Here is a 19,645-nt window from a genome sequence, read left to right as displayed (position 1 = left end):
AAAAAGCGCCTGATAAGGCCGGCCCCGAGCGTGGCCTTCGCAGCCCCGAACCTTTATGAGCCGGGGGAAACGAAGGTTTCAGGACAGGCCATGACCGCGACCACTCCCAAAGGGCCCACCCTCGTGCCGATGGAAACCTATCGCGCGTATCTCGACGGCGAAGACTTCGTGTCCGACTGGCTGGTGGTGGACCAGCGCATGATCGACACGTTCGCCGAGGCGACGCACGACCATCAATTCATTCATGTGGATCCGGTACGCGCGGCCGCCGAGACGCCCTTCGGCGGCACGATCGCTCATGGGTTCCTGACGCTCTCGCTTCTGTCCATTCTCGCCTATGGCGCGATGCCCGGCGTGGTTGGCACGAAGATGGGCATCAATTACGGCTTCGAGAAAGTGCGCTTCATCACGCCGGTGAAATCCGGCGCGCGGGTGCGCGGCCGCTTCCGCCTCGTGGGGCTGACGGAGCGCGCCGTCTCCGTCCAGTCCGCCTGGGAGTCTTCCATCGAGATCGAGAACGCGCCCAAGCCCGCTCTATCGGCCCATTGGATCACGCTCGCCGTGATCGAGCCCCCCGCCGCCTGAGTCTGGAGAGAATCTCATGTCCGACACATCCTGGCCGAAAGCCGTTCTCTTCGATCTCGACGGCACGCTGATCGACTCGCTGCCCGATATCCACGCCGCGCTGAACGAGACCATGGCGAGCTATGGCGAGCCGCCCTTCACGCTGGAGGCCGTCGCCGTCATGGTCGGCGCGGGCGTGCAGGCGCTGATCGAGCGCGCCTATGCCGCGCTCGGCAAGAGCATCGACCCGGCCTCGCGCGACAAGGTGGTGGCCCGCTACCTGTCGATCTACGGCCCGCGCGCGACCGAACTCACGACCCTCAATGCCGGGGCCAGCGACACGCTGCGCATCCTGGGCGAGGCCGGGTTCCAGCTTGGCGTCATCACCAACAAGCCCCGCGCCGAGACCGACGATATCCTTCGGCATTTCGGCATTCTGGAGCGCATGGCCCTCGTGGTCGGCGGCGACGCCGGCCCGCGCAAGAAGCCGGCCCCCGATCTTCTGCTCTTCGCCGCGCAGGAACTTGGGCTGGAGCCGGCCAGCATTCTCTTCGTCGGCGATTCCGAAAACGACGTGGACGCGGCCAAGAGCGCTGGCATGAAGGTCGTGGCGCTGCGCGGCGGCTACACGGCGCTGGGCGCCGACGCGCTCGGGGCCGATCTCGTGGTCGACCGGCTGGACGAGATTCCTGGGCAGCTCCACAGCCTGACGGCGTAGTCGCGCCGCTTTTTTGCCGCAATCGGACTCGCCGTGCGTCACCTCGCCGCTATCGTCTCCCCGAGAGGGAAACCGGGAACGGGAGGATCGGGATGGGGACGCAGGACGGACACGCCAGCCTCAAACGGGCGGTCGGCTTTCCGCAGGTCGCCCTGTTCGGGCTCGGCTCCATGCTGGGCGCCGGCATCTACGGGCTGATCGGCGAGGCGGCGAAGGAACTCGGCAGCGCCATCTGGATCGCCTTCGTGGTGTCTATGGTGGCGGCGCTGCTCACGGGCCTGTCCTACGCCTCCATCGCCTCGCGCTATCCACGTGCAGGGGGCGCTGCCTATGTCACGCAGCGCGCCTATGGCCGGCCGATGCTGTCCTATGTCGTGGGCCTCGCCGTGGTCTGTTCGGGCCTCACCTCGATCGCCACCCAGAGCAATGTCGTGGCGCGCAACTTCATGGGCGTCACCGGCATCGACGCGCCGCAAAGCGTGCTTGCCATCGGCTTTCTCGTGCTTCTGGCCGGCGTCCTGTTCCGGGGCATTTCCGAATCGCTCTGGCTGAACGCGCTCTGCACCGTGGTGGAAGCCTTCGGCCTCCTGCTCGTGATCGCGGTCGGCGTCTCGTACTGGGGCAGCGCGAATCTTCTGGAATTCCCGGCAGGCGAGAGTGGTGAGGCACTCAGCGGCTCCGTCGTGCTGCTCGTCGCGCAAGGAGCGGTGCTGACCTTCTTCTCCTTCATCGGCTTCGAGGACATGCTGAATGTCTCCGAGGAGGTGCGCGAGCCCGAGCGCACCATGCCCAAGGCCATCATCGCGGCCATGCTGGCGGCCACCGCCATCTATATCGCCGTCGCCGTCACGGCGGTTTCGGTCGTGCCTTGGCGCGAACTGGCCGAAGCGCCCGGGCCACTGATCCTCGTGGTGGAGCGCGCCGCGCCCTGGTTTCCGACCAGCGTCTATGCCGGCATCACGATCTTTGCCGTCGCCAACACGGCGCTCGTCAACTACGTCATGGCTTCGCGCCTGCTCTATGGCATGTCGCGTCAGGGCCTCCTGCCGGAAGCCTTCGGCCGCGTCCATGCCACGCGCCACACGCCCTATGTCGCCATTGCCGCGCTCCTGGTGATCGTGGTGGCGCTGTCGCTCGTCGGCAATATCGGCGCGCTCGCCGCCTCCACCGTTCTTCTGCTGCTGACCGTCTTCACCGTGGTCAACATCGCGCTCGTCGTGCTCCAGAGCCGCAAGGGCGAGGCGAAGGGGCGGTTCGAGATCCCCCGCGTGGTGCCGATCCTCGGCGCGGCGCTCTGCGCCACGCTGATCGTGGTGCGCATCGCGGAGGGCGATTGGGCCGCGCCGCTTATCGCAGGCGGGCTGCTCCTCGCCATTCTCGTGCTCTATCTCGTGACGGGCGCCGGCCGGGAAGGGCGCATCGACGCCTTTCTGGAGAGCGAAAGCGCCAGTTGAGCCCCAACGAAAAGGGCCGCCCCGAAGGGCGGCCCCGCATGAGAGGTCGAGCGGTAGGCCTCACGCGTAGTCGTCGTCGCCACCGCCGTCGTCGAAGCCGCCATCGTCATAGCTGGCGTCCTGATATCCCGAATTGTCATAGCCATTGTCGTAGCCGCCCTGATCGGCCACGTCCTGCGCCTGCGGCGCCTCGTTGATGATCTCGGTGTTCTCGACCGTCGTGTTCTCGACGACCGGGGTTTCGCCGGGGTTCATGAAGGAATGCGAACCGCCGAACATGTTGCCCAGCATGTTGCCGAGCACCACGCCGCCCGCGACGCCGACCGCCGTCTGCGCCGCGCCGGCGAGGAACCCGCCGCCGCGCCCGCTCTGCATGGGCGGCTGATAGCCGGCCGGCTGACCGTAACCAGGTTGGGGCGCACCATAGCCGGGCTGCGGCTGACCATAGCCCTGCGGGGGCTGGCCATAGCCGGGGGCCGCCTGCTGTGCGCCGCCCCAAGGGCCGCCGCGCTGGGGCTGCGGCGCGCCGTAGCCGCCGTCCGGCCCGCTCTGATAGCCCTGAGGAGCGCCCATCGGTCTGTTGTCGCGCGCAGGCGCATTGTCACGCGAGGACGAGCCGCCGCCGAACAGGCTGCTGAGGAAACCGCCACCGCCGCTGCTCTGGGCCGGGCGCTGGCGCTCGGCTTCTTCCAGTTCCTGAATGCGCGCATGGGCGGCCTTGAGGGCCTCCTCCTGCACGATGATCGTCTGCGCCATGTAATAGGGCAGGTGCGGCGCGGTGGAGACACGATCGCGAATGAAACTTTCCGCCTCGCCGTCGCGGGGGGGAGCCCCCCGCTCCGCTTCGCCCAGGCGGGTGAAGAGGCTCTGGAGCATCTGACGTTCGTCGGTGTTCATCTCGTTCGCTCGTTCGCAAGCCGCCGGAGCGGCCAATCGCTTGTCCTCGGCCGGCGACTCGAAGCGGAGCGCTCGGCGGACTGCCTAGAGATGAGCGAGGGATTGTGGCGGTTCCAGCGGGGCGACGATAGATTCTTTGCGAGACGCCCGTCATCGCGCCGAGGCTGGAGCCGGCCCTGCGACGGTTGGGCGTCGCCATGGCGTGGCCGTTCGCGCTGGCGTAAGGGGGAGGGCGTTGATCACGTGCGGTCTTGCTGCGTGCGCTTGGACTGGGCAGCGGTACGGATCGCGGCCAGCTTTCGCTCGGTGCGGCTGGGTCTTGCCGGATGACGGCGGCGGCCGGCGGCTTCGGCTATGAGGAGTTCTTTCGATGCGGCATGGTGCATTTCGGCACGGCTTGATCCTCAGTCTCCTGGTGTCGACGTTGGTCGGCGCGCCGGGCTCTGCCCTCGCTGAAACCTCACCCCGCGCCGCCATTGCCTCGCAGGCGATCGAAAAGGTCATCCGGCCCGGTTACGAGCGGCTCGATAAAGCCGGCGAGGCGGAGGCCAAGGCCTTCGACACGCTCTGCGCCAAGCCGGACGAAGCGGCGCTGGTCGCGGCGCGCCAGAGCTTCGGCGAACTGGCGCAGGCCTTCGGCGCGGTGGAGTTCATCACCTTCGGCCCGATCGCCGAGGGCAGCCGGCTGGAGCGCTACCTGTTCTGGCCCGATCGGCGCGGCGCGGCGCAGCGTCAGGCGCAGATCATCGTCAACCGGCGCAACGCGGACGCGGCGACAAGCGATCTCCTGCCTCGCCAGAGCGTCGCCGTGCAGGGGCTGACGGCGCTGGAATATGTTCTGTTCGGCGCGGGTTCGGACAATCTGACGTCGCAGGCTGGCGCCTTCCGCTGCCGCTACGGCGCGACGATCGTCGGCAATCTCGGACAGATTTCCGACGCGGTGGCCGAGCAATGGCGCAACCCCAACGGCTTTGCCGGACGCCTGACCCAGCCCAAGACCTCCGACCCCGTGTTCCGCAGCCCGGACGATGTCCTGGCCCTGTTCCTGACGACGACCGTGCGCGGCCTCGATGAGATCGGCGACACGCGCCTTGCGCCCGGCCTTGCGGCCAGCCAGGGCGAAACACCGTCCAATCTCTTTCTGTTCGGCCGCAGCGGGCACGACACGGCCATGCTGGTGGCCGATATCGAAGGGCTGCGCGCGCTCCTCGCGCAGTCCGGCCTCCTCGCGCTGACGCCGGGCTTGAGTCTCTCGCCCGACACGGAACTCGGCGCGGTCGCCGTCTCCATCCGCTCGCTCGGCCCCGATCTCGGGTCTGTGGTCCAGACGAAGGAAGGCCGCGCCAAGCTCGCTGCGGCGCTGGAGCGGATCAAGGCGGTGAGAGTGGTTCTGGCCGACGAACTCGCGCCGGCCCTTGGCCTTCGGATCGAAGCGGCGCGCGCGGCCCCCTGACGCTAGAGCGCTGCCCGGCGCGTGAGGCGCTGATCAGGCGACGGCGCGGCGCGGCAGGCGATGCGAGCGGCGCACCAGCGCGCGCACGGCGATCTGAATGTCGATCGGCTGCGCCAGAATCGGCAGGACGCCGCTTTCCCACACGCGCCGATCCTCGATCGACAGGCTGCGCTGGCCATCGCTCGCCACGCGCTGCGCCACGACCATCTCGCGCGACCCCGGCATGAGAAGGCCGGCGTCGATCACGTCGGCGATCAAGCGGGACAATTCGGGGTCGGCGGACATGGGAGTTACTCCGGAAACACGTTACTCCGGAGATAGGGCCGAGACGCGCGATTTCCACGCCGCGCGCCGGCAAAGCGCAAGCTTGTGTTCAGAAATCGATCTTGCGGGGCACATAACCGCCGCGCTGCACAATGGAGGCGATGGCCAGTTGCTCGCGGATCGGCTTGGCGAGGATCGGGAGGACTTTGGTTTCGAACAGATCGCGCTCGTCGGACCCCAGCGCGCCGAGACCTTCCTGCGCCACGCGCGCGGCCACGACATGCTCCGGCGAGCCGGGCTTGATGAGCCGGGCTTCCATCACCTCGTGGATCAGCGCGTTCAATTCGGGGTCTACGGTCTTCGTCATCAGTCGTGCCTTGCGATTGCGCGGCGAGAGGTAGCGATGGATCGTGGCGCTGTCGAGAAAGCGCGAGGGGAAGTTTTTGTGTGGTCGGCCCTTGCGTTTTTCGCCGCGTAACTTTGCCGCTGACCGGAGCCAATGCCGGTGGCTCGCATTGCGGCTCGGAGGCCAACCAGAGGACCCCATCATGAGCCAGAAACTCAGCGACCACGCGCTGTCGATCCTGACCTTCGCCGCCTATCACTCGCTGGTCAGCGGCGAGGCGGTCACGCGCGTCGTTCTCGACGACGGCAAGGGACACAAGGCCGACTCGGCCGGTGTCGAGGAACTGGAAAAGGCCGGTCTTCTGAACGAGACCGGCGATCGCGGAACGCTGACGGACTCCGGCACGCAGCGTCTGGCCGGCCTGATCGAGGCCATCCGCCAGTCCGCCTGACAAAAAAGGGCGGCCGGAGCCGCCCTTGAACCTCGTCCCTTGGGGGCGAGAGCCGGTCAGGCCGTGCGGCCTGCCGCAGGCAACGAGGCATCGGAACCTCGGCGATAGATCAGAAGCGTCGCGACCAAGCCGCAAGCGCCGCCAAAGGCCATCCAGAGGCCGGGCGCGGCCTTGTTGCCGGTGGCCTCGATCATCCAGGTCGAAACAAGCGGCGTGAACCCGCCGAGCAGCGCGGTGGCCAGCGAATAGGCCAGCGAGAAGCCCGCCGTGCGCACGCTGGCCGGCACGATCTCGGTCAGCGCCACGACCATCGCGCCATTGTAGCTGCTGTAAAGGAAGGACAGCCACAAGAGGACGACCAGCATATGGCCGAAGGTTGCGTTCGCCACGAGCCAGGACAGGGCGGGATAGGCGGTGAGAATGGTCAGCGCCGAGAAGGTCAGGAGAAGAGGCTTGCGGCCGATCCGGTCCGACAACGCGCCCATGACCGGCAGCCAGAACAGGTTGGACAGGGCCGTGCAGAAGGTGACGATCAGGCTGTCGGTTTCCGACAGTTTAAGAACCGCCTTGCCGAAGGTCGGAGTGTAGACGGTGATTGTGTAAAACGAAATCGTCGTCATGCCGACCATCAGCATCCCGAGCAGCACGATCCGCCAGTTGCGCGTCAGCGAAGCGAAGACCTCGCGCATGGCGGGGCGGTGCTTGCGCTGCTGAAACTCGTGCGTCTCTTCCAGCGAGCGCCGGATATAGAACAGGAAGGGCACGATCGCGCAGCCGATGAAGAAGGGCACGCGCCAGCCCCAGTCGCTCATGGCGGCCGGCGCCAGCATGTTGTTCAAGGTGTAGCCGATCGCGGCCGCGAACATGACGGCGACCTGCTGGCTGCCCGACTGCCAGGACACGTAGAAGCCCTTGCGCCCGGGCGTCGCCATTTCGGCGAGATACACCGACACGCCGCCCAGCTCGACGCCCGCCGAGAAGCCCTGCAGCAGGCGGCCGACCAGCACCAGAAGGGGCGCTGCGAGGCCGATGGTCTCGTAGCCCGGCACGAAGGCGATCAGGATCGTGCCCGTCGCCATGATGCCGAGCGTCACGATCAGACCCTTGCGCCGCCCGATACTATCGACATAGGCGCCCAGAAAGATCGCGCCGAGCGGGCGCATCAGGAAGCCCGCGCCGAAGGTCATGAAGGTCAGCATCAGCGAGGCGAACTCGCTGCCGGCCGGAAAGAATGTCTTGGAGATATAGGACGCGTAGAATCCGAAGAGGAAGAAGTCGAACATCTCCAGGAAGTTGCCGCTCGTCACGCGCAACACGGTGGCGATCTTCGAGCTGGGGGGCCGAACGGGCGTCATAGCGTCCTCTCTGGATGGCGGCGCCCAGGGTCGGACGCAGAGGTAGGAGGTGGCATCATCACGCCGCCCATCCGGGCACGGGGGCGGGTGCCTTCCTCCTTGGCTCGCGATGGAGCGTGCGGTTGTGTAGACGAAGAGCCGGCGGCTCACAATCGAATCTTCACGAGATTGTCAGCGCGGACACCATTGCCAAATGGAGAACGCCCCGAACGCACTTTCGCGTTGGCGGCTTTCCGGCGATCGAAACTCCCCGACGCTATGTCTCGCCGGCGAAATCCTTGCGGCTGATGCCGTGGCGCTGGAGCTTGTCGTAGAAGGTCTTCCGGGGAATGCCGAGTGCCTCGATCGTCAGTTTCACGTCGCCATTGTTCTCTTCCAGCGCCTCGCGGATCGCATCCGCCTCGAAGGCGTCCACGCGCTCGGGCAGGGTGAGGCCCGCGCGGGGGATTTCCGGCCGCGATGCCACATCGGCGATCCCGAGGGCGACGCGCTCGGCGAAATGCACGAGCTCGCGCACATTGCCCGGCCAGTCATGCTCGCGCAGATGCCGGATCACGCCCGGAGATATCGCGGGCGGCTCGCGGCGGAAGCGCTTGGCCGCACGCTCCAGAAAGGTCGCAAACAGAAGCGGCACGTCGTCCCCCCGCTCGCGCAGGGGCGGGATCTGCACGGTGACGACGTTCAGGCGGTAGAACAGATCCTCGCGGAAATAGGCGCGCGCTTCGGGCGCGCCGAGGTCGACCTTGGCGGCGGCCACCACACGCAGATCCACCGCGCGACGCTCGTTGGTTCCCAGCGGGTCGACCTCGCGCGTTTCCAGAACGCGCAGGAGCTTCACCTGAAGCGCTGCCGGCATGGACTCGATCTCGTCCAGAAACAGCGTGCCGCCGCTCGAATGCTCGATGCGCCCGACGCGGCGCTTGGCCGCGCCCGTGAACGCGCCGCTTTCATGGCCGAACAATTCGCTCTCGATCACGGTTTCCGGCAGCGCGCCGCAATTGAGCGCCACGAAGGGTTTGGGCGCGCGGCGGCTCCAATGGTGCAGGGCGCTTGCCACCACCTCCTTGCCGGAGCCGGTCTCGCCTTCCACCAGAACGTCCACATCCGCATCCGCGATCTGGCGGATCGTGTGGCGCAGGCGCTGCATGGCGGGGCTTTCGCCGATCAAGGGCGCATCGCTCGCATCCACCTGCCGCGCGAGATCGCGCAGCCGTCGGTTTTCCAGAACCAGCCGCCGCTTCTCGCCGGCCCGCCGCACGGCATCCATCAGCCGCGCAGCCGAATAGGGCTTGGCGATGAAGTCGTAGACGCCCTCATGCAGGGCATCCACGGCGGTCGCGACATCGCCATGGCCGGTCACCAGGATCACCGGCAGGTCCGCGTCCACCGCGCGCAGGCGGCGGAACAGGTCCAGCCCGCTGAGGCCGGGCATCCGCAGATCGGTGACGACCACGCCTTCGAAGCCCTCGTCGATCGCAGCCAGAAGCGCTTCGCCCCGCTCGAAAAGAAGCGGGCGATAACCGGCCAGAAGCAGGGATTGTTCGTTGGCGGCGCGAATGTCGGCCTCGTCGTCCACGAAGGCGACGGGCAGGGGCAGGGTCTCGCTCATGCTGTGTTCCCTGTTTCATGGACCCATCGAAGCCGCGCCGTGAAGGTCGCACCTCGGCCCGGTTCGCTTGTCGCCGAAAGCTCGCCGCCCCATTCGGCGAGAATGTCACGCGAGATGACGAGGCCGAGGCCGAGTCCGCGCGGCTTGGCGGTGGAAAAGGGGATGAACAGGCGCGGCAGAACGGACGGGTCGATGCCCGGCCCGTTGTCGCCGACGCTGAGCGCGACCTCTTCGCCGTCCCGCCAGGCAGCCAGCACGATGCGCGCGCCCTCCGTCTCGGCCACGGCATCGAGCGCGTTCTGGAGCAGGTTCACCAGAACCTGTTCCAGGCGAATCGGCTCGCCAAGCACGCTGAGGTCCCAAGCGTCGCCCTCGCGCACCAGATCGGCCGAGACGACCGAAAAGCGATTGTGCAGCAGCATTTGCGCGCCGTCCGCCGCCTCGCGCAGCGAGACGGGGCCAAGCGGCTGCGAGCCGCGCCGCGAGAAATTGCGCAGCGCCCCGGTGATCGAGCCGATGCGATCCGTAAGGCCCACCACGAGCTTCAGATTGTCGGCCGTGCGCTGCGTGTCGCCGCGCTCCAGAAACAGGCCGGCATTCTCGCCATAGGTGCGAATGGCCGTGAGTGGCTGGTTGATCTCGTGCGCCACGCCCGCCGCGATCTGCCCGAGGGTCGCCAGGCGCGCGGCCTGGTCCAGCTCCTCGCGCAACTCGCCCGCCCGCTGGTCGGCGCATTCCCGCGCGTCCATGGCATCACGCAGGCGGCGGTTCGTGTCCGCGATCTCGGCGGTGCGCTCGGCAACGCGGCGCTCCAGTTCGGCGGCCGTGGCGCGCAGGTCGGCCTGTCGCTGGTGCGAGCGGCGGCGGCGGCGCTGGAGCGCGATGCCGGGGCCGACCACCGCCAGCACGATCGCAAAGCCGACCAGCCGGCTGGAGCGCTGCGCCTCGTCCAGCACGTCTTCGGACGGTAGAAGGAGATAGAGCCGCCAGTTCAGGCTGGGGTCTCCGAGCGGGCGCTCCGATACGAAGACGGGAATCCCCCGGTTCGGCCCGCTCGCCAAGCGGCCCTGCGTGCCGCCGTTCAAGGTCAGTTCGCTCAGCGGCGTCAGGGGCGCTTCGCCAAATTGCAGCGTTTCGCGAATGGCGTATCGCTTCTGTGGGGGAAGAGGTTGCAGCGTGTGAAAGCGCCAGTCCGGCCGGGTCGTCGCGAGGATCACGCCCGGCTCGTCGGTCGCGAAGACGATGTTGCCGCCGGCGCGCCATGTCTCTTCCACGGCGTCCAGCTCCATCTTCAGGACCACGACGCCGAGCGGCGCTTCGGCGCTGCCGACCCGGCGCGCGATATAGAGCCCCGGCCGGCGGCTGACCGAGCCCAGCGCATATTGCTCGGCTTGGCCGCCCGTGATGGATTCGGAGAAATAGCGGCGAAAACGGTAGTCGTTGCCGATGAAGCTTTGCGGATCGGCATAATTGCTGGAGGCAATCGCCAGGCCCGTGCGCGCCACGAGATAGATCACGCTCGCGCCCGTCGTCGCCGCCAGGCCGTCCAGCCGGCGGTTCACGCGCTCGAGCATCGGCTTTGTCGGCTCGCGTAGAACCGCCAGCACTTCGGGGTCTTCGGCGAGCACGCTCGGGACGGCGCGCTGCTTGCCGATCTCGCTGCGCAGGACCGAAGCCGCGGCAGCCAGAGCGCTTTCGGATCGATCCGCCAACTGGCTGTCGGCGCTGCGCCGCCCGATCTCGCCCGCCGCCAGCCAAGCCACGACCAGAAGCGCGAACCCGCCCGCCAGCGTCACGAGACGCATCACGGTCGGAGACGGACGAGGTGAAGCAGCATGGATCATCTTGTGCGGAATATCGCACAAGCGCCGGCAAAGGTTGAGTGAAAATCCGCACACGTCACGTAGCGCCCGCACTTCAAACGATTTAGAAAGCCTTGCGTTCCCGGCATGTCTGCCCTGCGCGGCATTTGGCACGGCGCTTGCAATGATGGTTTTCGAAAGGTTTGCGGATCGCGAGCCTTCACGACGCGGTCGGGATGAGCCGCGCGAAGAAACCTGTTTGGGAGGTATTCATGGCATCCATACCCGTGGTCGCGAGCGAGCCCGCTCCCCGCAAGCCGCTTTACGCGCAGCTCTACGTTCAGGTTCTGGCGGCGATCGCCGTCGGCATCCTGCTCGGCCATTTCTACCCGCAGACCGGCGAGGCGATGAAGCCGCTCGGCGATGCGTTCATCAAGCTCGTCAAGATGATCATCGCGCCGGTCATCTTCCTGACCATCGTCACCGGCATCGCCGGTATGAGCGATCTGAAGAAGGTCGGGCGCGTCGCCGGCAAGGCGATGCTCTACTTCCTCACCTTCTCGACCCTGGCGCTGATCATCGGCCTCATCGTCGGCAACGTGATCCAGCCGGGTGCGGGCCTCAACATCGACCCCGCCTCGCTCGACGGCAAAGCCGTCGCCGACTACGCCGTGAAGGCGCATGAGCAGACCATCACGGGCTTCCTGCAGAACATCATCCCGACCACGATCGTCGGCGCCTTCTCCTCGGGCGACATTCTTCAGGTCCTGTTCTTCTCCGTCCTGTTCGGCCTGGCGCTCGGCATGGTCGGCGAGAAGGGCAAGCCGGTTCTCGACTTCTTCCAGGCCGTGTCGGCTCCGATGTTCAAGCTGGTCGGCATCCTGATGAAGGCCGCCCCGATCGGCGCCTTCGGCGCCATGGCCTTCACCATCGGCAAGTACGGCATCTCCTCGGTCGCCAATCTCGCCATGCTGATCGGCACCTTCTACATCACCGCCTTCCTGTTCGTGTTCGTCGTGCTCGGCGCGGTCTGCCGCTACAACGGCTTCTCGATCGTCGCGCTGGTCCGCTACATCAAGGAAGAGCTGCTGCTCGTCCTCGGCACGTCCTCTTCGGAAGCCGCTCTGCCTTCGCTCATGGAAAAGATGGAAGCGGCGGGCGCCAAGAAGTCTGTCGTCGGCCTCGTCATCCCGACCGGCTATTCGTTCAACCTCGACGGCACCAATATCTACATGACGCTGGCCGCGCTCTTCATCGCACAGGCCACCGGCATCCATCTCTCGCTGGGTGAGCAGGTCCTGCTGCTTCTCGTCGCCATGCTCTCCTCCAAAGGCGCGGCGGGCATCACGGGTGCGGGCTTCATCACGCTGGCCGCGACGCTCTCGGTCGTGCCTTCCGTTCCGGTCGCCGGCATGGCGCTGATCCTCGGCATCGACCGCTTCATGTCGGAATGCCGCGCGCTGACCAATCTCGTCGGCAATGCGGTCGCGACCCTCGTCGTCGCTCGCTGGGAAGGCGAACTGGACACCGACCGCCTCCATGCCGCGCTGGCCGGCCACGCCAAGCCGCTCGGCCCGGCCACGGAAGAGACCGGCACGATCCAGGTCGTCCCGGCCGAGTAAGCTTCGCTCTTGGAGCGATTGTGAGAAGCCCGCCCCGATCAATCGGGGCGGGCTTTTTCGTTTTGGGCTTCACGCTTCGAGCGCGGCCGTGATGCGTTCGGGCCGCAGCGGCAGATCGCGCAGGCGCGCGCCAGTGGCATGGGCCAGCGCATTGCCGATGGCCGCCGCCGCCGGCCCCTGCGCGGCTTCGCCTGTGCCGAGAAAAGGCTCGTCCGGCCGGTCGAGAACATGCACCTCGACCGAGGCCGGCACGTGGGAGAAGCGCAGGATCGGATAGCTCGCCCAGTCGCGCGAGGCCGGGCCGCGCTCGCCGAAGGCGACCTCCTCGAAGAGAGTCCAGCTTGTGGCCTGGATGATCCCGCCTTCGATCTGGTTGCGGATGCCGTCCGGGTTCACCGCCTCGCCGCTGTCGCAGGCCGCGACGACGCGCCCGATCTGGATGTTTCCCGTGTCGCGCTCGACGCTCAGCTCCAGCGCGACGGCGCAATAGGCCGCGAGGTTCTTGTAGCGGGCATAGCCGAAGCCGCGTCCGTGTATCGGACCCTTGGGCACCCAGCGATCCCAGCCGAAGCGCATGGCCGCCGCTTCCACCACGGCGCGCGCGCGCGGGTCGCTCAAATGCGCCAGCCGAAAGGCCACGGGGTCCGCCCCGGCGCGGAGCGCCAACTCGTCCATGAAGCTCTCGAGCGAGAAGATATTGTGATAGGCCCCGAGCGAGCGGAGCGCCGACACGCGCACCGGCATCTCAGCGACGAAGTGGTTGGTCACGCGCTGGTTCGGGAGGTCGTAGCCCGGAATGGCGTTGCGGTCGCCGCCGCCCGTCGGCTGCGGAATGGGACGCGGCGTTTCAGGCTCGAAGGGCGGCTCCACCAGCCGGCCGGCCAGAAGATTGCCCGCCGTGCCCGGCCGCGTCGAATGGGGCATGGACCAGACATCGTAGGACCATTGCGTGATCCGCCCCTGAGGCGAAAGCCGCGCGCCGATCTGCGAGACCATGGCCGAGCCATAGGGCTCGAACAGATGCTCGTCCTCGCGCATCCATTGCAGGCGTACAGGCCGGCCCGGCACGGCGAGCGCCAGAAGCGCGGCATCGCCGGCCGCATCGTCCGCGCCATTATGACCGTAGCAGCCCGCGCCCTCGGCATGGATGACGCGCACGCGCTCCGGGGGCAGGCCCGTCAGTTCGGCAAGGGCCGCTCGGTCGGGGAAGACACCCTGCGTATGGCTCCAGACGGTGAGCTGGCCGTCGCGGATTTCGGCGAGCGCGCAGGACGGGCCGATCGAGCCGTGCATCTGATAGGCCCGCCGGTAGGTCGCGGTGATCCATTCGCCCTCCGGCGCGGGGCCGGTGGTCTCCGCGATCACGCTCGTCTCGGCCGGTGCCATGCGCAGCCAGGCATGGATCGAGCCGACCGGGGGCAGGGGGGCGGGCTCGTTCCAGCGCGCCAGCCGGGCGAGAGCGTCGCGCGCGCGGATCGCCTGCCATTCCGTTTGCGCCACGATGCCGACGAAGCTGCCCTGACGCACGACTTTCAGAACGCCTTCCATCGCCTCCACCTCGGCTGGCGCGAGGTCCAGAAGCCGCGCGCCCGGCAGGGGCGGCCGTAGGACGCGGGCATGAACCATGTCCTTCGGGCGCATATCCTGAAGATAGGCTGCCCGCCCGGTCAGCTTGGCGGGAATGTCGAGGCGCGGCACGGGCTGGCCCACCACACGCCGCTCGGCCCCCTGAATCAGCGGCGCGCCGGGGCGGGCGTCGATCGCCAAATCCAGCCCGGCCACGAGATCAGCATAGGCAAGGCTCCGCCCGTCCGGCGCGCGCACGATGCCGTCTTCGGCGGTGAGGCTCTCGGGGGCAAGCCCCAGCCGTTCGCCGGCGCGGGCCAGAAGCAGGGCGCGAACCTCGGCCGCCGCATGGCCGATAGCCGCGCCGCTCTCGCTGATGGACTGACTGCCGGCGGTGAAGCCTTCGTTCGGCGTCGCGCCCGTGTCGGCGGTCTGAAGGCGGACCCGATCGGGCGCCATGCGCAGTTGTTCCACCGCGATCTGCCAGAGCGCGGTGCGCACGCCCTGGCCGAGCTCTGCCTTGCCGGTGAAGACGGTGGCCGTGCCACCCGGCTCCAGCCGAATCCAGCTGTCCAGGCGGGGCGTGTCGTCCAGACTGCCCGGCAGCGCGCCGCCGGCCTGCGCGCCCTCGCCGCCGATATCGGCCTCTTGCGCGCGCGCGGAACCCGGCGCGAGCGCGAAGAAGAGCGTCAGCGCGCCGCCTTTCAGCACGAGGCGGCGGGAGAGGTCGGGGCTCATGGCTTGGAGCCCTCAAGCTTGGCCGAGGCGGCGGGAGGCGTCGTCACGCGCAGGGCCGCGCGGAGAATGCGCGCGTGGGTGCCGCAGCGGCAGAGATGGGGCTGAAGCGCCTCCCGGATCGCCGCCTCGTCGGGCGAGGCGTTGCGGCGTAGAAGCCCTTCCACGGCGATGATCATGCCGGGAATGCAATAGCCGCATTGGGCCGCCTGTTCGGCGATGAAGGCGGCCTGCACCGACCCCGGCTTCTCGCCGGCCCCGAGCCCTTCCAGCGTCACCACTTCGCGCCCGTCGAGCGCTGCCACGGGCAGGAGGCAGGAAAAGGAGGAGCGTCCGTCCACCAGCACGGCGCAGGAGCCGCATTGGCCGACGCCGCAGCCATATTTCGCCCCGTTCAGCTGCAACTCGTCGCGCAGGAGATAGAGAAGCGGCATCGTCGGATCGGCGTCCGTCTCGACGCGCCGGCCGTTGACGGTCAGCGTCACCATGTCCGATCGTTCCTTTGTGAGAAGGGCACCGCGCGCCTCACGGCAACCCCGCCCGATCCGCCAGCTCGTTCACCGTCGCATCCAGCTGTTGGAAGGGCGGCTCGTCGGAGTAGCGCGCGCGGATATAGGCGGCGAGATCGGCCACCTGCTGGCGCGTCAGAAGCCGGGCGAAGCCGGGCATGGCCACGCCCGCCGCGCCGGGCGCTAGCTGCCGGCCGTGAAGAATGAACTGCACGAGATTGCGCGCGCTCTCGGCGTGGGTCGCGCCGCTTTTCTCCAGCGGCAGGCCTTGCGAGGCGGAGGCAGGGGAGCCGCTGTGACAGCTCGCGCAGGCGCCGGCGAAGAGCGCCGCGCCCGGCATCGTGTCCGGCTTGGTGTCCGTCCGGGGCGCGAGCGGCGCTCGTTCGCGCTGCTGCATGAGCGACAGGAGATAGGCCGAGATGGCGCTCGCGTCCTCCATCGGCGTGCGGGCGAGATGCGCGCCGACCGGCTGCATCGGGCCGGCGGCCGCGCCGTGATCCCGGTCGAACCCATCGCGCAGATAGGTTTCGAGAGCGCCTTGCGTCCATGGCGCGGTCACTTCGATCGGCCCGGCGATGGCGGGGGCCGACCAGCCGGCTGACAGGCCGCCGCGCAGGGCCTCGTCGCTCTTTTCAGCTTGGATCAGATTGCGCGGCGTGTGGCAGGCCCCGCAATGGCCCGCGCCCTCCACGAGATAGCGCCCATAGTCGAGCGGCTCGCTGAGCGCGGGATCGGGCTCGAAGCGCCCCTCGCGGAAGGCCAGGAGCTTCCACCCGGCCAGAAGCGGGCGAAAGCGCAGGATGGCCGGCAGATCGTTCTCCGGCGTGGTCCGGCGCACCGGCTCGCGCGTCATCAGAAAAGCGTAGAGCGCGGCGATGTCGCCGTCCGAGAGTTTGGTGAAATGATCATAGGGAAAGGCGGGGTAGAGATGCTCGCCCTTGGCGCCAATGCCCTCGCGCAGGGCGCGGGTGAAAGCCTCGAGCGACCAAGTGCCGATGCCGGTCTCGGCGTCCGGCGTGATATTCGTGCCGTAGATCGTGCCGAAGGGCGTGTCCACATCGTAGCCGCCGGCATAGGGCGCGCCGCCGGGCGCTGTGTGGCAGCTCACGCAATTGCCGATCAGCGCCACGCGCTGCCCGCGCTCGACCGCCAGCTGCGAGAACGCGGCGCGCGGCTGAGGCGGCACGGGCTCCATCGCCTCGGGGCTGAGGGCATACACGAGAAAGGCTAGCCCCGCCGTCAGAAGCAGGCCGAGAAGAAGGGCAGCAATCCGGATCAAGTCCGCAGGGTTCCGGTTCGTCGGAGACATCCCGGCATAACCTACGGCGTATCCGCCGCAAGGCCAGAGCCGATCACGCCAAGGTCAGCTATTGCGCTATTCCGACACCGCATAGAAGCGCCCGGCAATGCGGTGGCGCTCGCCATCCTCGACGAACTCGGCCAGCGACACGAAGGCGAGCCCCAGTTCGGGGCCCTTCGACCAGACGATGCGCGAGCGATGCTTGTAGGACTCCACCTCGTCGAACAGGAAGAGCATCTCGGGAATCATCACCTGCACCGGCGCGAAGGCGCGAATGCGCGCGCCGCGATCGGAGCGTTCCACCACCGCGCAATCACACAGGAATTGGCCCCCCTCCGTCAGGAGCTTGGCGGGCCGCAATCTCGTTTTGCGGCGCGATTGCCGGCGTCTGTCGCGGATCAAGAGAAGAGGACTCCGAGAGGATGCAATGCCTGATTCATATCCGACTAACCTTAACGCGCGATTTACTGAGCGTCGATGCGGGATCGTCGATCTTCGTTAATGGGCCGAGCGCCACCCTTGGGTCATTCCGCACCCGAGGATTGCGCCATGACCAACATCGCCACGCTGGACCTCTACGACGAAGAAACAGAGGAAGCGGAGTCCACACGCCCGCCGATCAAGCTGGCCCGCTTCGCCGACGACTGGTCGATGGCTGACTGGGTGGTGGGGTCCGGGTCGGTTCTTCTGGCGCTCGCTTCGGCTGGCTTCTTCACGTGGTCCTTCGTGGTGTCGATCCGGTCGCCGGATTACTTTCAGGAAGCGGCGCTCGCCAACATGCCGCCCAAGACCGACAAGATCGAAACCGGCTCGCTCGACATGGCCAGTGCCATGCCCGCGCCGCAGATCGTGCGCCTGCGCGAGCCGACGGCGGACGATTATCAGATCGTGATGGTGTTCAAGGACGAGGCGCTGCTGGCGACGCGCAACGAGCTGATGCGCGTCAAGGTCGGCTCCGTGGTGCCGGGGCTCGGCTCGATCCGCTCGATCACCCCGGGTCCGTCCAGCCCGGTCATCGTGGCCGAGAACGCCACGCTGCGCAGCGCCCCCGCAACGCCTTGAGGCTCAGGCCTTCTTGCTCTCCAGCAGGATCTGCCCCTCGGAGCGGATCTTGCCGGTGACCTTGTTGGCGAGCGAGGCCAGAAAGCCCGGTAGGTCCAGTTCGATATGGACGTGATCGTCCAGAATATCGAGCCGGCCGACAATGCGCTGGCCGAGCATTCCGGCGCGGAAGTCGAGATGATCGCCGGTCCACTGGTCCTCGAACTTCAGCATCCCGCCCGTCGCGTCGGAACGCACGCGGTCGAACCCTTCGCTGATGCGCTGGCGCGCCGCCTCGCGCGTCAGCTTGTGCGGGATGTCGACCTTTACCGTCTCGGCCATGAACTTGGTCTTTCGTCGCGGGTTTCGTGCCCTGCATATGGGGGATGAGAGCCCCGGCGCAACTGCCGCGCGCCAAAGCGAGGGACCGGAGCGCGCATGAAAAAAGGGGCCTTGCGGCCCCTTTTCTCGCTTCTCTGATGATGCGCGAGGATCAGCCCGCGACGCGCGAGCCGCCCTGCGGACGCGAACCGCCGCCCCGGCGGGTGCGGTTGCGCCCCGGGTTGGCGTTGCGCTCGTCCGAACGGGAGGACTCGCCGCGTGGCGCACCGCGCTGCATGTCGCCATGGGGGCGACGCTCGCCCGGCTGGCCGTTACGCCCGCCGCGTCCACCCTCGCCGCGAGGGGCCGGGCGCGGTCCGCGCTGGGGACGGGCCGCCCGCTCGCCGCGCGGCTCGTCGGCCACGGCCGAGGCGTCGGAGAACTCGTTGGTCTGCACGTCGAAGCGCAGGCCCGTGATCTTCTCGACCTGACGCAGCTTGGAGCGCTCGGACGGATCGCACAGCGTCACCGCGATGCCCGACTTGCCCGCCCGCGCCGTGCGGCCGATGCGGTGCACGTAGCTTTCCGGCTCTTCCGGCAGGTCGAAGTTCACGACATGGCTGATGTCGTCGACATGGATGCCGCGCGCCACGATGTCGGTGGCCACGAGAACCCGCAGCTTGCCGGCATGGAACTCCGACAGAGCGCGCTGGCGCGCACCCTGGCTCTTGTTGCCATGGATCGCGAGCGCGCCGATGCCGGCCTTTTCCAGGTCTTCCGACAGACGGTTGGCGCCATGCTTGGTGCGGGTGAAGATGACGGTCTTCTCGAAGCCCGGCAGATGCTTGATCAGCCAGTGCTTCTTCATCTTCTGCGGGACGAGGAAGACGCTCTGGTCGATCTTCTCGACCGTCACGACCTCGGGCGTCACCTCGACGCGCACCGGGTTCTTCAGGAACTTGGCGGCCAGCGAGGCGATGTTGTCGGGCATGGTCGCCGAGAACAGAAGCGACTGGCGGCTCGTCGGCAGCATCTTCACGATGCGGGTGATGTCGCGGATGAAGCCCATGTCGAGCATCCGATCCGCTTCGTCGAACACGACGTGGCTGATGTCGGCGAGCGTCAGGCCGCGCTGGTCGATCAGGTCGAGAAGGCGGCCCGGGGTCGCGATCACGATATCGACGCCGCGACGAGCCGCTTCCATCTGCGGACGGATCGACACGCCGCCGAACACGGTCATGTGGCGGATCGGCGTGCCTGATGTGAAGCCCTTCACGTTATCCGCGATCTGGATGGCGAGTTCGCGCGTGGGGGCAAGCACCAGAACCTTGGCGGAGCCGGACTTCGGCCGGCCGCCGGCGCGCAGGAGCTGGTCGATAATGGGCAGGGAGAAGGCCGCGGTCTTGCCGGTACCGGTCTGGGCGATGCCCAGAACGTCGCGGTTCTTCAGAACGGCAGGGATAGCCTGCGCCTGGATCGGCGTCGGCACGGTGAAGTCCATGGCCGCGAGAGCGGACAGAAGCGCGTCGGCAAGGCCGAGCGCCTGAAAATTCGTTTGGGTCAAGAAATGCCTTACGATGGCTTCGGCCCACAGGAGGGCCGATAAACGGCTGAACGTTCCTGCGCGGGAACAGATCA

The 19,645-nt window shown here is 67.6% G+C and carries 20 protein-coding genes; 8 read left to right on the top strand and 12 right to left on the bottom strand.

Annotation, left to right across the window (positions count from 1 at the left end):
- The first annotated feature begins 90 nt into the window (after window positions 1-90).
- From AUL28_RS05450 to AUL28_RS05440, 3 genes are all read left to right on the top strand, one after another.
- Window positions 91-585: a MaoC family dehydratase gene (locus AUL28_RS05450; RefSeq protein ID WP_374701408.1), complete on the top strand. Its 495-nt coding sequence runs from the start codon at window positions 91-93 to the stop codon at window positions 583-585.
- 16 nt (window positions 586-601) lie between these two features.
- Window positions 602-1,282 (top strand): phosphoglycolate phosphatase, encoded by a 681-nt coding sequence (gene gph, locus AUL28_RS05445; protein WP_062230934.1) that lies wholly within the window; start codon window positions 602-604, stop codon window positions 1,280-1,282.
- Between the two features lie 92 nt (window positions 1,283-1,374).
- Window positions 1,375-2,736, top strand: a complete 1,362-nt coding sequence (locus tag AUL28_RS05440) for an APC family permease (protein WP_062230933.1) — start codon at window positions 1,375-1,377, stop codon at window positions 2,734-2,736.
- A gap of 60 nt (window positions 2,737-2,796) precedes the next feature.
- Here AUL28_RS05440 and AUL28_RS05435 read toward each other — a convergent pair whose 3' ends face one another.
- Window positions 2,797-3,633, bottom strand: coding sequence for a DUF2076 domain-containing protein (locus tag AUL28_RS05435; protein ID WP_062230932.1), 837 nt, complete (start codon window positions 3,631-3,633; stop codon window positions 2,797-2,799).
- Between the two features lie 251 nt (window positions 3,634-3,884).
- On the opposite strand from AUL28_RS05435, the gene AUL28_RS22985 reads away from it, so the two are divergent.
- Window positions 3,885-4,034 carry a hypothetical protein gene (locus AUL28_RS22985; RefSeq protein WP_192843406.1) on the top strand — a complete coding sequence of 50 codons (150 nt, stop codon included), beginning with the start codon at window positions 3,885-3,887 and terminating at the stop codon, window positions 4,032-4,034.
- The gene (locus AUL28_RS05430) at window positions 4,031-5,086 is read left to right on the top strand and encodes an imelysin family protein (RefSeq protein WP_062230931.1); all 1,056 of its coding nucleotides are present in this window, start codon (window positions 4,031-4,033) and stop codon (window positions 5,084-5,086) included. The genes AUL28_RS22985 and AUL28_RS05430 overlap by 4 nt, the downstream gene beginning before the upstream one ends.
- A gap of 33 nt (window positions 5,087-5,119) precedes the next feature.
- Here AUL28_RS05430 and AUL28_RS05425 read toward each other — a convergent pair whose 3' ends face one another.
- Together AUL28_RS05425 and AUL28_RS05420 are read right to left on the bottom strand one after the other, a co-directional pair.
- The gene (locus AUL28_RS05425; RefSeq protein ID WP_058602516.1) at window positions 5,120-5,371 is read right to left on the bottom strand and encodes a hypothetical protein; all 252 of its coding nucleotides are present in this window, start codon (window positions 5,369-5,371) and stop codon (window positions 5,120-5,122) included.
- An 88-nt stretch (window positions 5,372-5,459) separates the two neighbouring features.
- Complete coding sequence (locus AUL28_RS05420) at window positions 5,460-5,717, bottom strand: hypothetical protein (protein WP_058602515.1); 258 nt, start codon at window positions 5,715-5,717, stop codon at window positions 5,460-5,462.
- 181 nt (window positions 5,718-5,898) lie between these two features.
- On the opposite strand from AUL28_RS05420, the gene AUL28_RS05415 reads away from it, so the two are divergent.
- A complete protein-coding gene (locus AUL28_RS05415) occupies window positions 5,899-6,147 on the top strand; it encodes a hypothetical protein (RefSeq protein ID WP_058602514.1) in 249 nt (82 codons plus the stop codon).
- Window positions 6,148-6,203: 56 nt separating this feature from the next.
- Here the strand turns inward: AUL28_RS05415 and AUL28_RS05410 are convergent, their stop codons facing one another.
- The 3 genes from AUL28_RS05410 to AUL28_RS05400 form a co-directional block, all read right to left on the bottom strand.
- Window positions 6,204-7,502, bottom strand: coding sequence for an MFS transporter (locus tag AUL28_RS05410; RefSeq protein WP_062230930.1), 1,299 nt, complete (start codon window positions 7,500-7,502; stop codon window positions 6,204-6,206).
- A 256-nt stretch (window positions 7,503-7,758) separates the two neighbouring features.
- On the bottom strand, window positions 7,759-9,111 hold the full coding sequence (locus tag AUL28_RS05405; protein WP_062230929.1) for a sigma-54-dependent transcriptional regulator: 1,353 nt from the start codon (window positions 9,109-9,111) through the stop codon (window positions 7,759-7,761).
- Window positions 9,108-10,916, bottom strand: a complete 1,809-nt coding sequence (locus tag AUL28_RS05400; protein ID WP_062230928.1) for a sensor histidine kinase — start codon at window positions 10,914-10,916, stop codon at window positions 9,108-9,110. The genes AUL28_RS05405 and AUL28_RS05400 overlap by 4 nt, the downstream gene beginning before the upstream one ends.
- A gap of 269 nt (window positions 10,917-11,185) precedes the next feature.
- Between AUL28_RS05400 and AUL28_RS05395 the strand changes: the two genes are divergently transcribed.
- Entirely contained in the window at window positions 11,186-12,535 is a 1,350-nt protein-coding gene (locus AUL28_RS05395) for a dicarboxylate/amino acid:cation symporter (protein ID WP_062217488.1), read from the top strand.
- Between the two features lie 69 nt (window positions 12,536-12,604).
- On the opposite strand, the gene AUL28_RS05390 is transcribed toward AUL28_RS05395, so the two are convergent.
- From AUL28_RS05390 to AUL28_RS05375, 4 genes are all read right to left on the bottom strand, one after another.
- Window positions 12,605-14,839, bottom strand: a complete 2,235-nt coding sequence (locus tag AUL28_RS05390) for a xanthine dehydrogenase family protein molybdopterin-binding subunit (RefSeq protein WP_062230927.1) — start codon at window positions 14,837-14,839, stop codon at window positions 12,605-12,607.
- Window positions 14,836-15,324, bottom strand: a complete 489-nt coding sequence (locus AUL28_RS05385; RefSeq protein ID WP_062230926.1) for a (2Fe-2S)-binding protein — start codon at window positions 15,322-15,324, stop codon at window positions 14,836-14,838. The genes AUL28_RS05390 and AUL28_RS05385 overlap by 4 nt, the downstream gene beginning before the upstream one ends.
- Before the next feature lie 37 nt (window positions 15,325-15,361).
- Window positions 15,362-16,624: a cytochrome c gene (locus tag AUL28_RS05380; protein WP_062230925.1), complete on the bottom strand. Its 1,263-nt coding sequence runs from the start codon at window positions 16,622-16,624 to the stop codon at window positions 15,362-15,364.
- Window positions 16,625-16,720: 96 nt separating this feature from the next.
- Window positions 16,721-16,951: a hypothetical protein gene (locus AUL28_RS05375; protein ID WP_062217480.1), complete on the bottom strand. Its 231-nt coding sequence runs from the start codon at window positions 16,949-16,951 to the stop codon at window positions 16,721-16,723.
- Window positions 16,952-17,194: 243 nt separating this feature from the next.
- Here AUL28_RS05375 and AUL28_RS05370 point away from each other — a divergent pair, with 243 nt between their 5' ends.
- Window positions 17,195-17,707, top strand: coding sequence for a hypothetical protein (locus tag AUL28_RS05370; protein WP_062217478.1), 513 nt, complete (start codon window positions 17,195-17,197; stop codon window positions 17,705-17,707).
- A gap of 3 nt (window positions 17,708-17,710) precedes the next feature.
- Here the strand turns inward: AUL28_RS05370 and AUL28_RS05365 are convergent, their stop codons facing one another.
- Both AUL28_RS05365 and AUL28_RS05360 read right to left on the bottom strand, forming a co-directional pair.
- Window positions 17,711-18,028: a polyhydroxyalkanoic acid system family protein gene (locus tag AUL28_RS05365; RefSeq protein WP_058635115.1), complete on the bottom strand. Its 318-nt coding sequence runs from the start codon at window positions 18,026-18,028 to the stop codon at window positions 17,711-17,713.
- A gap of 151 nt (window positions 18,029-18,179) precedes the next feature.
- Entirely contained in the window at window positions 18,180-19,571 is a 1,392-nt protein-coding gene (locus tag AUL28_RS05360) for a DEAD/DEAH box helicase (protein WP_062230924.1), read from the bottom strand.
- Between the last annotated feature and the right edge of the window lie 74 nt (window positions 19,572-19,645).

Origin of the sequence: Aureimonas sp. N4, from assembly GCF_001463925.1 — a bacterium.
Lineage (GTDB): Bacteria > Pseudomonadota > Alphaproteobacteria > Rhizobiales > Rhizobiaceae > Aureimonas > Aureimonas ureilytica_A.
The sequence above is the reverse complement of the archived record's forward strand: the minus strand, read 5'-3'. Positions and strand labels throughout refer to the sequence as shown.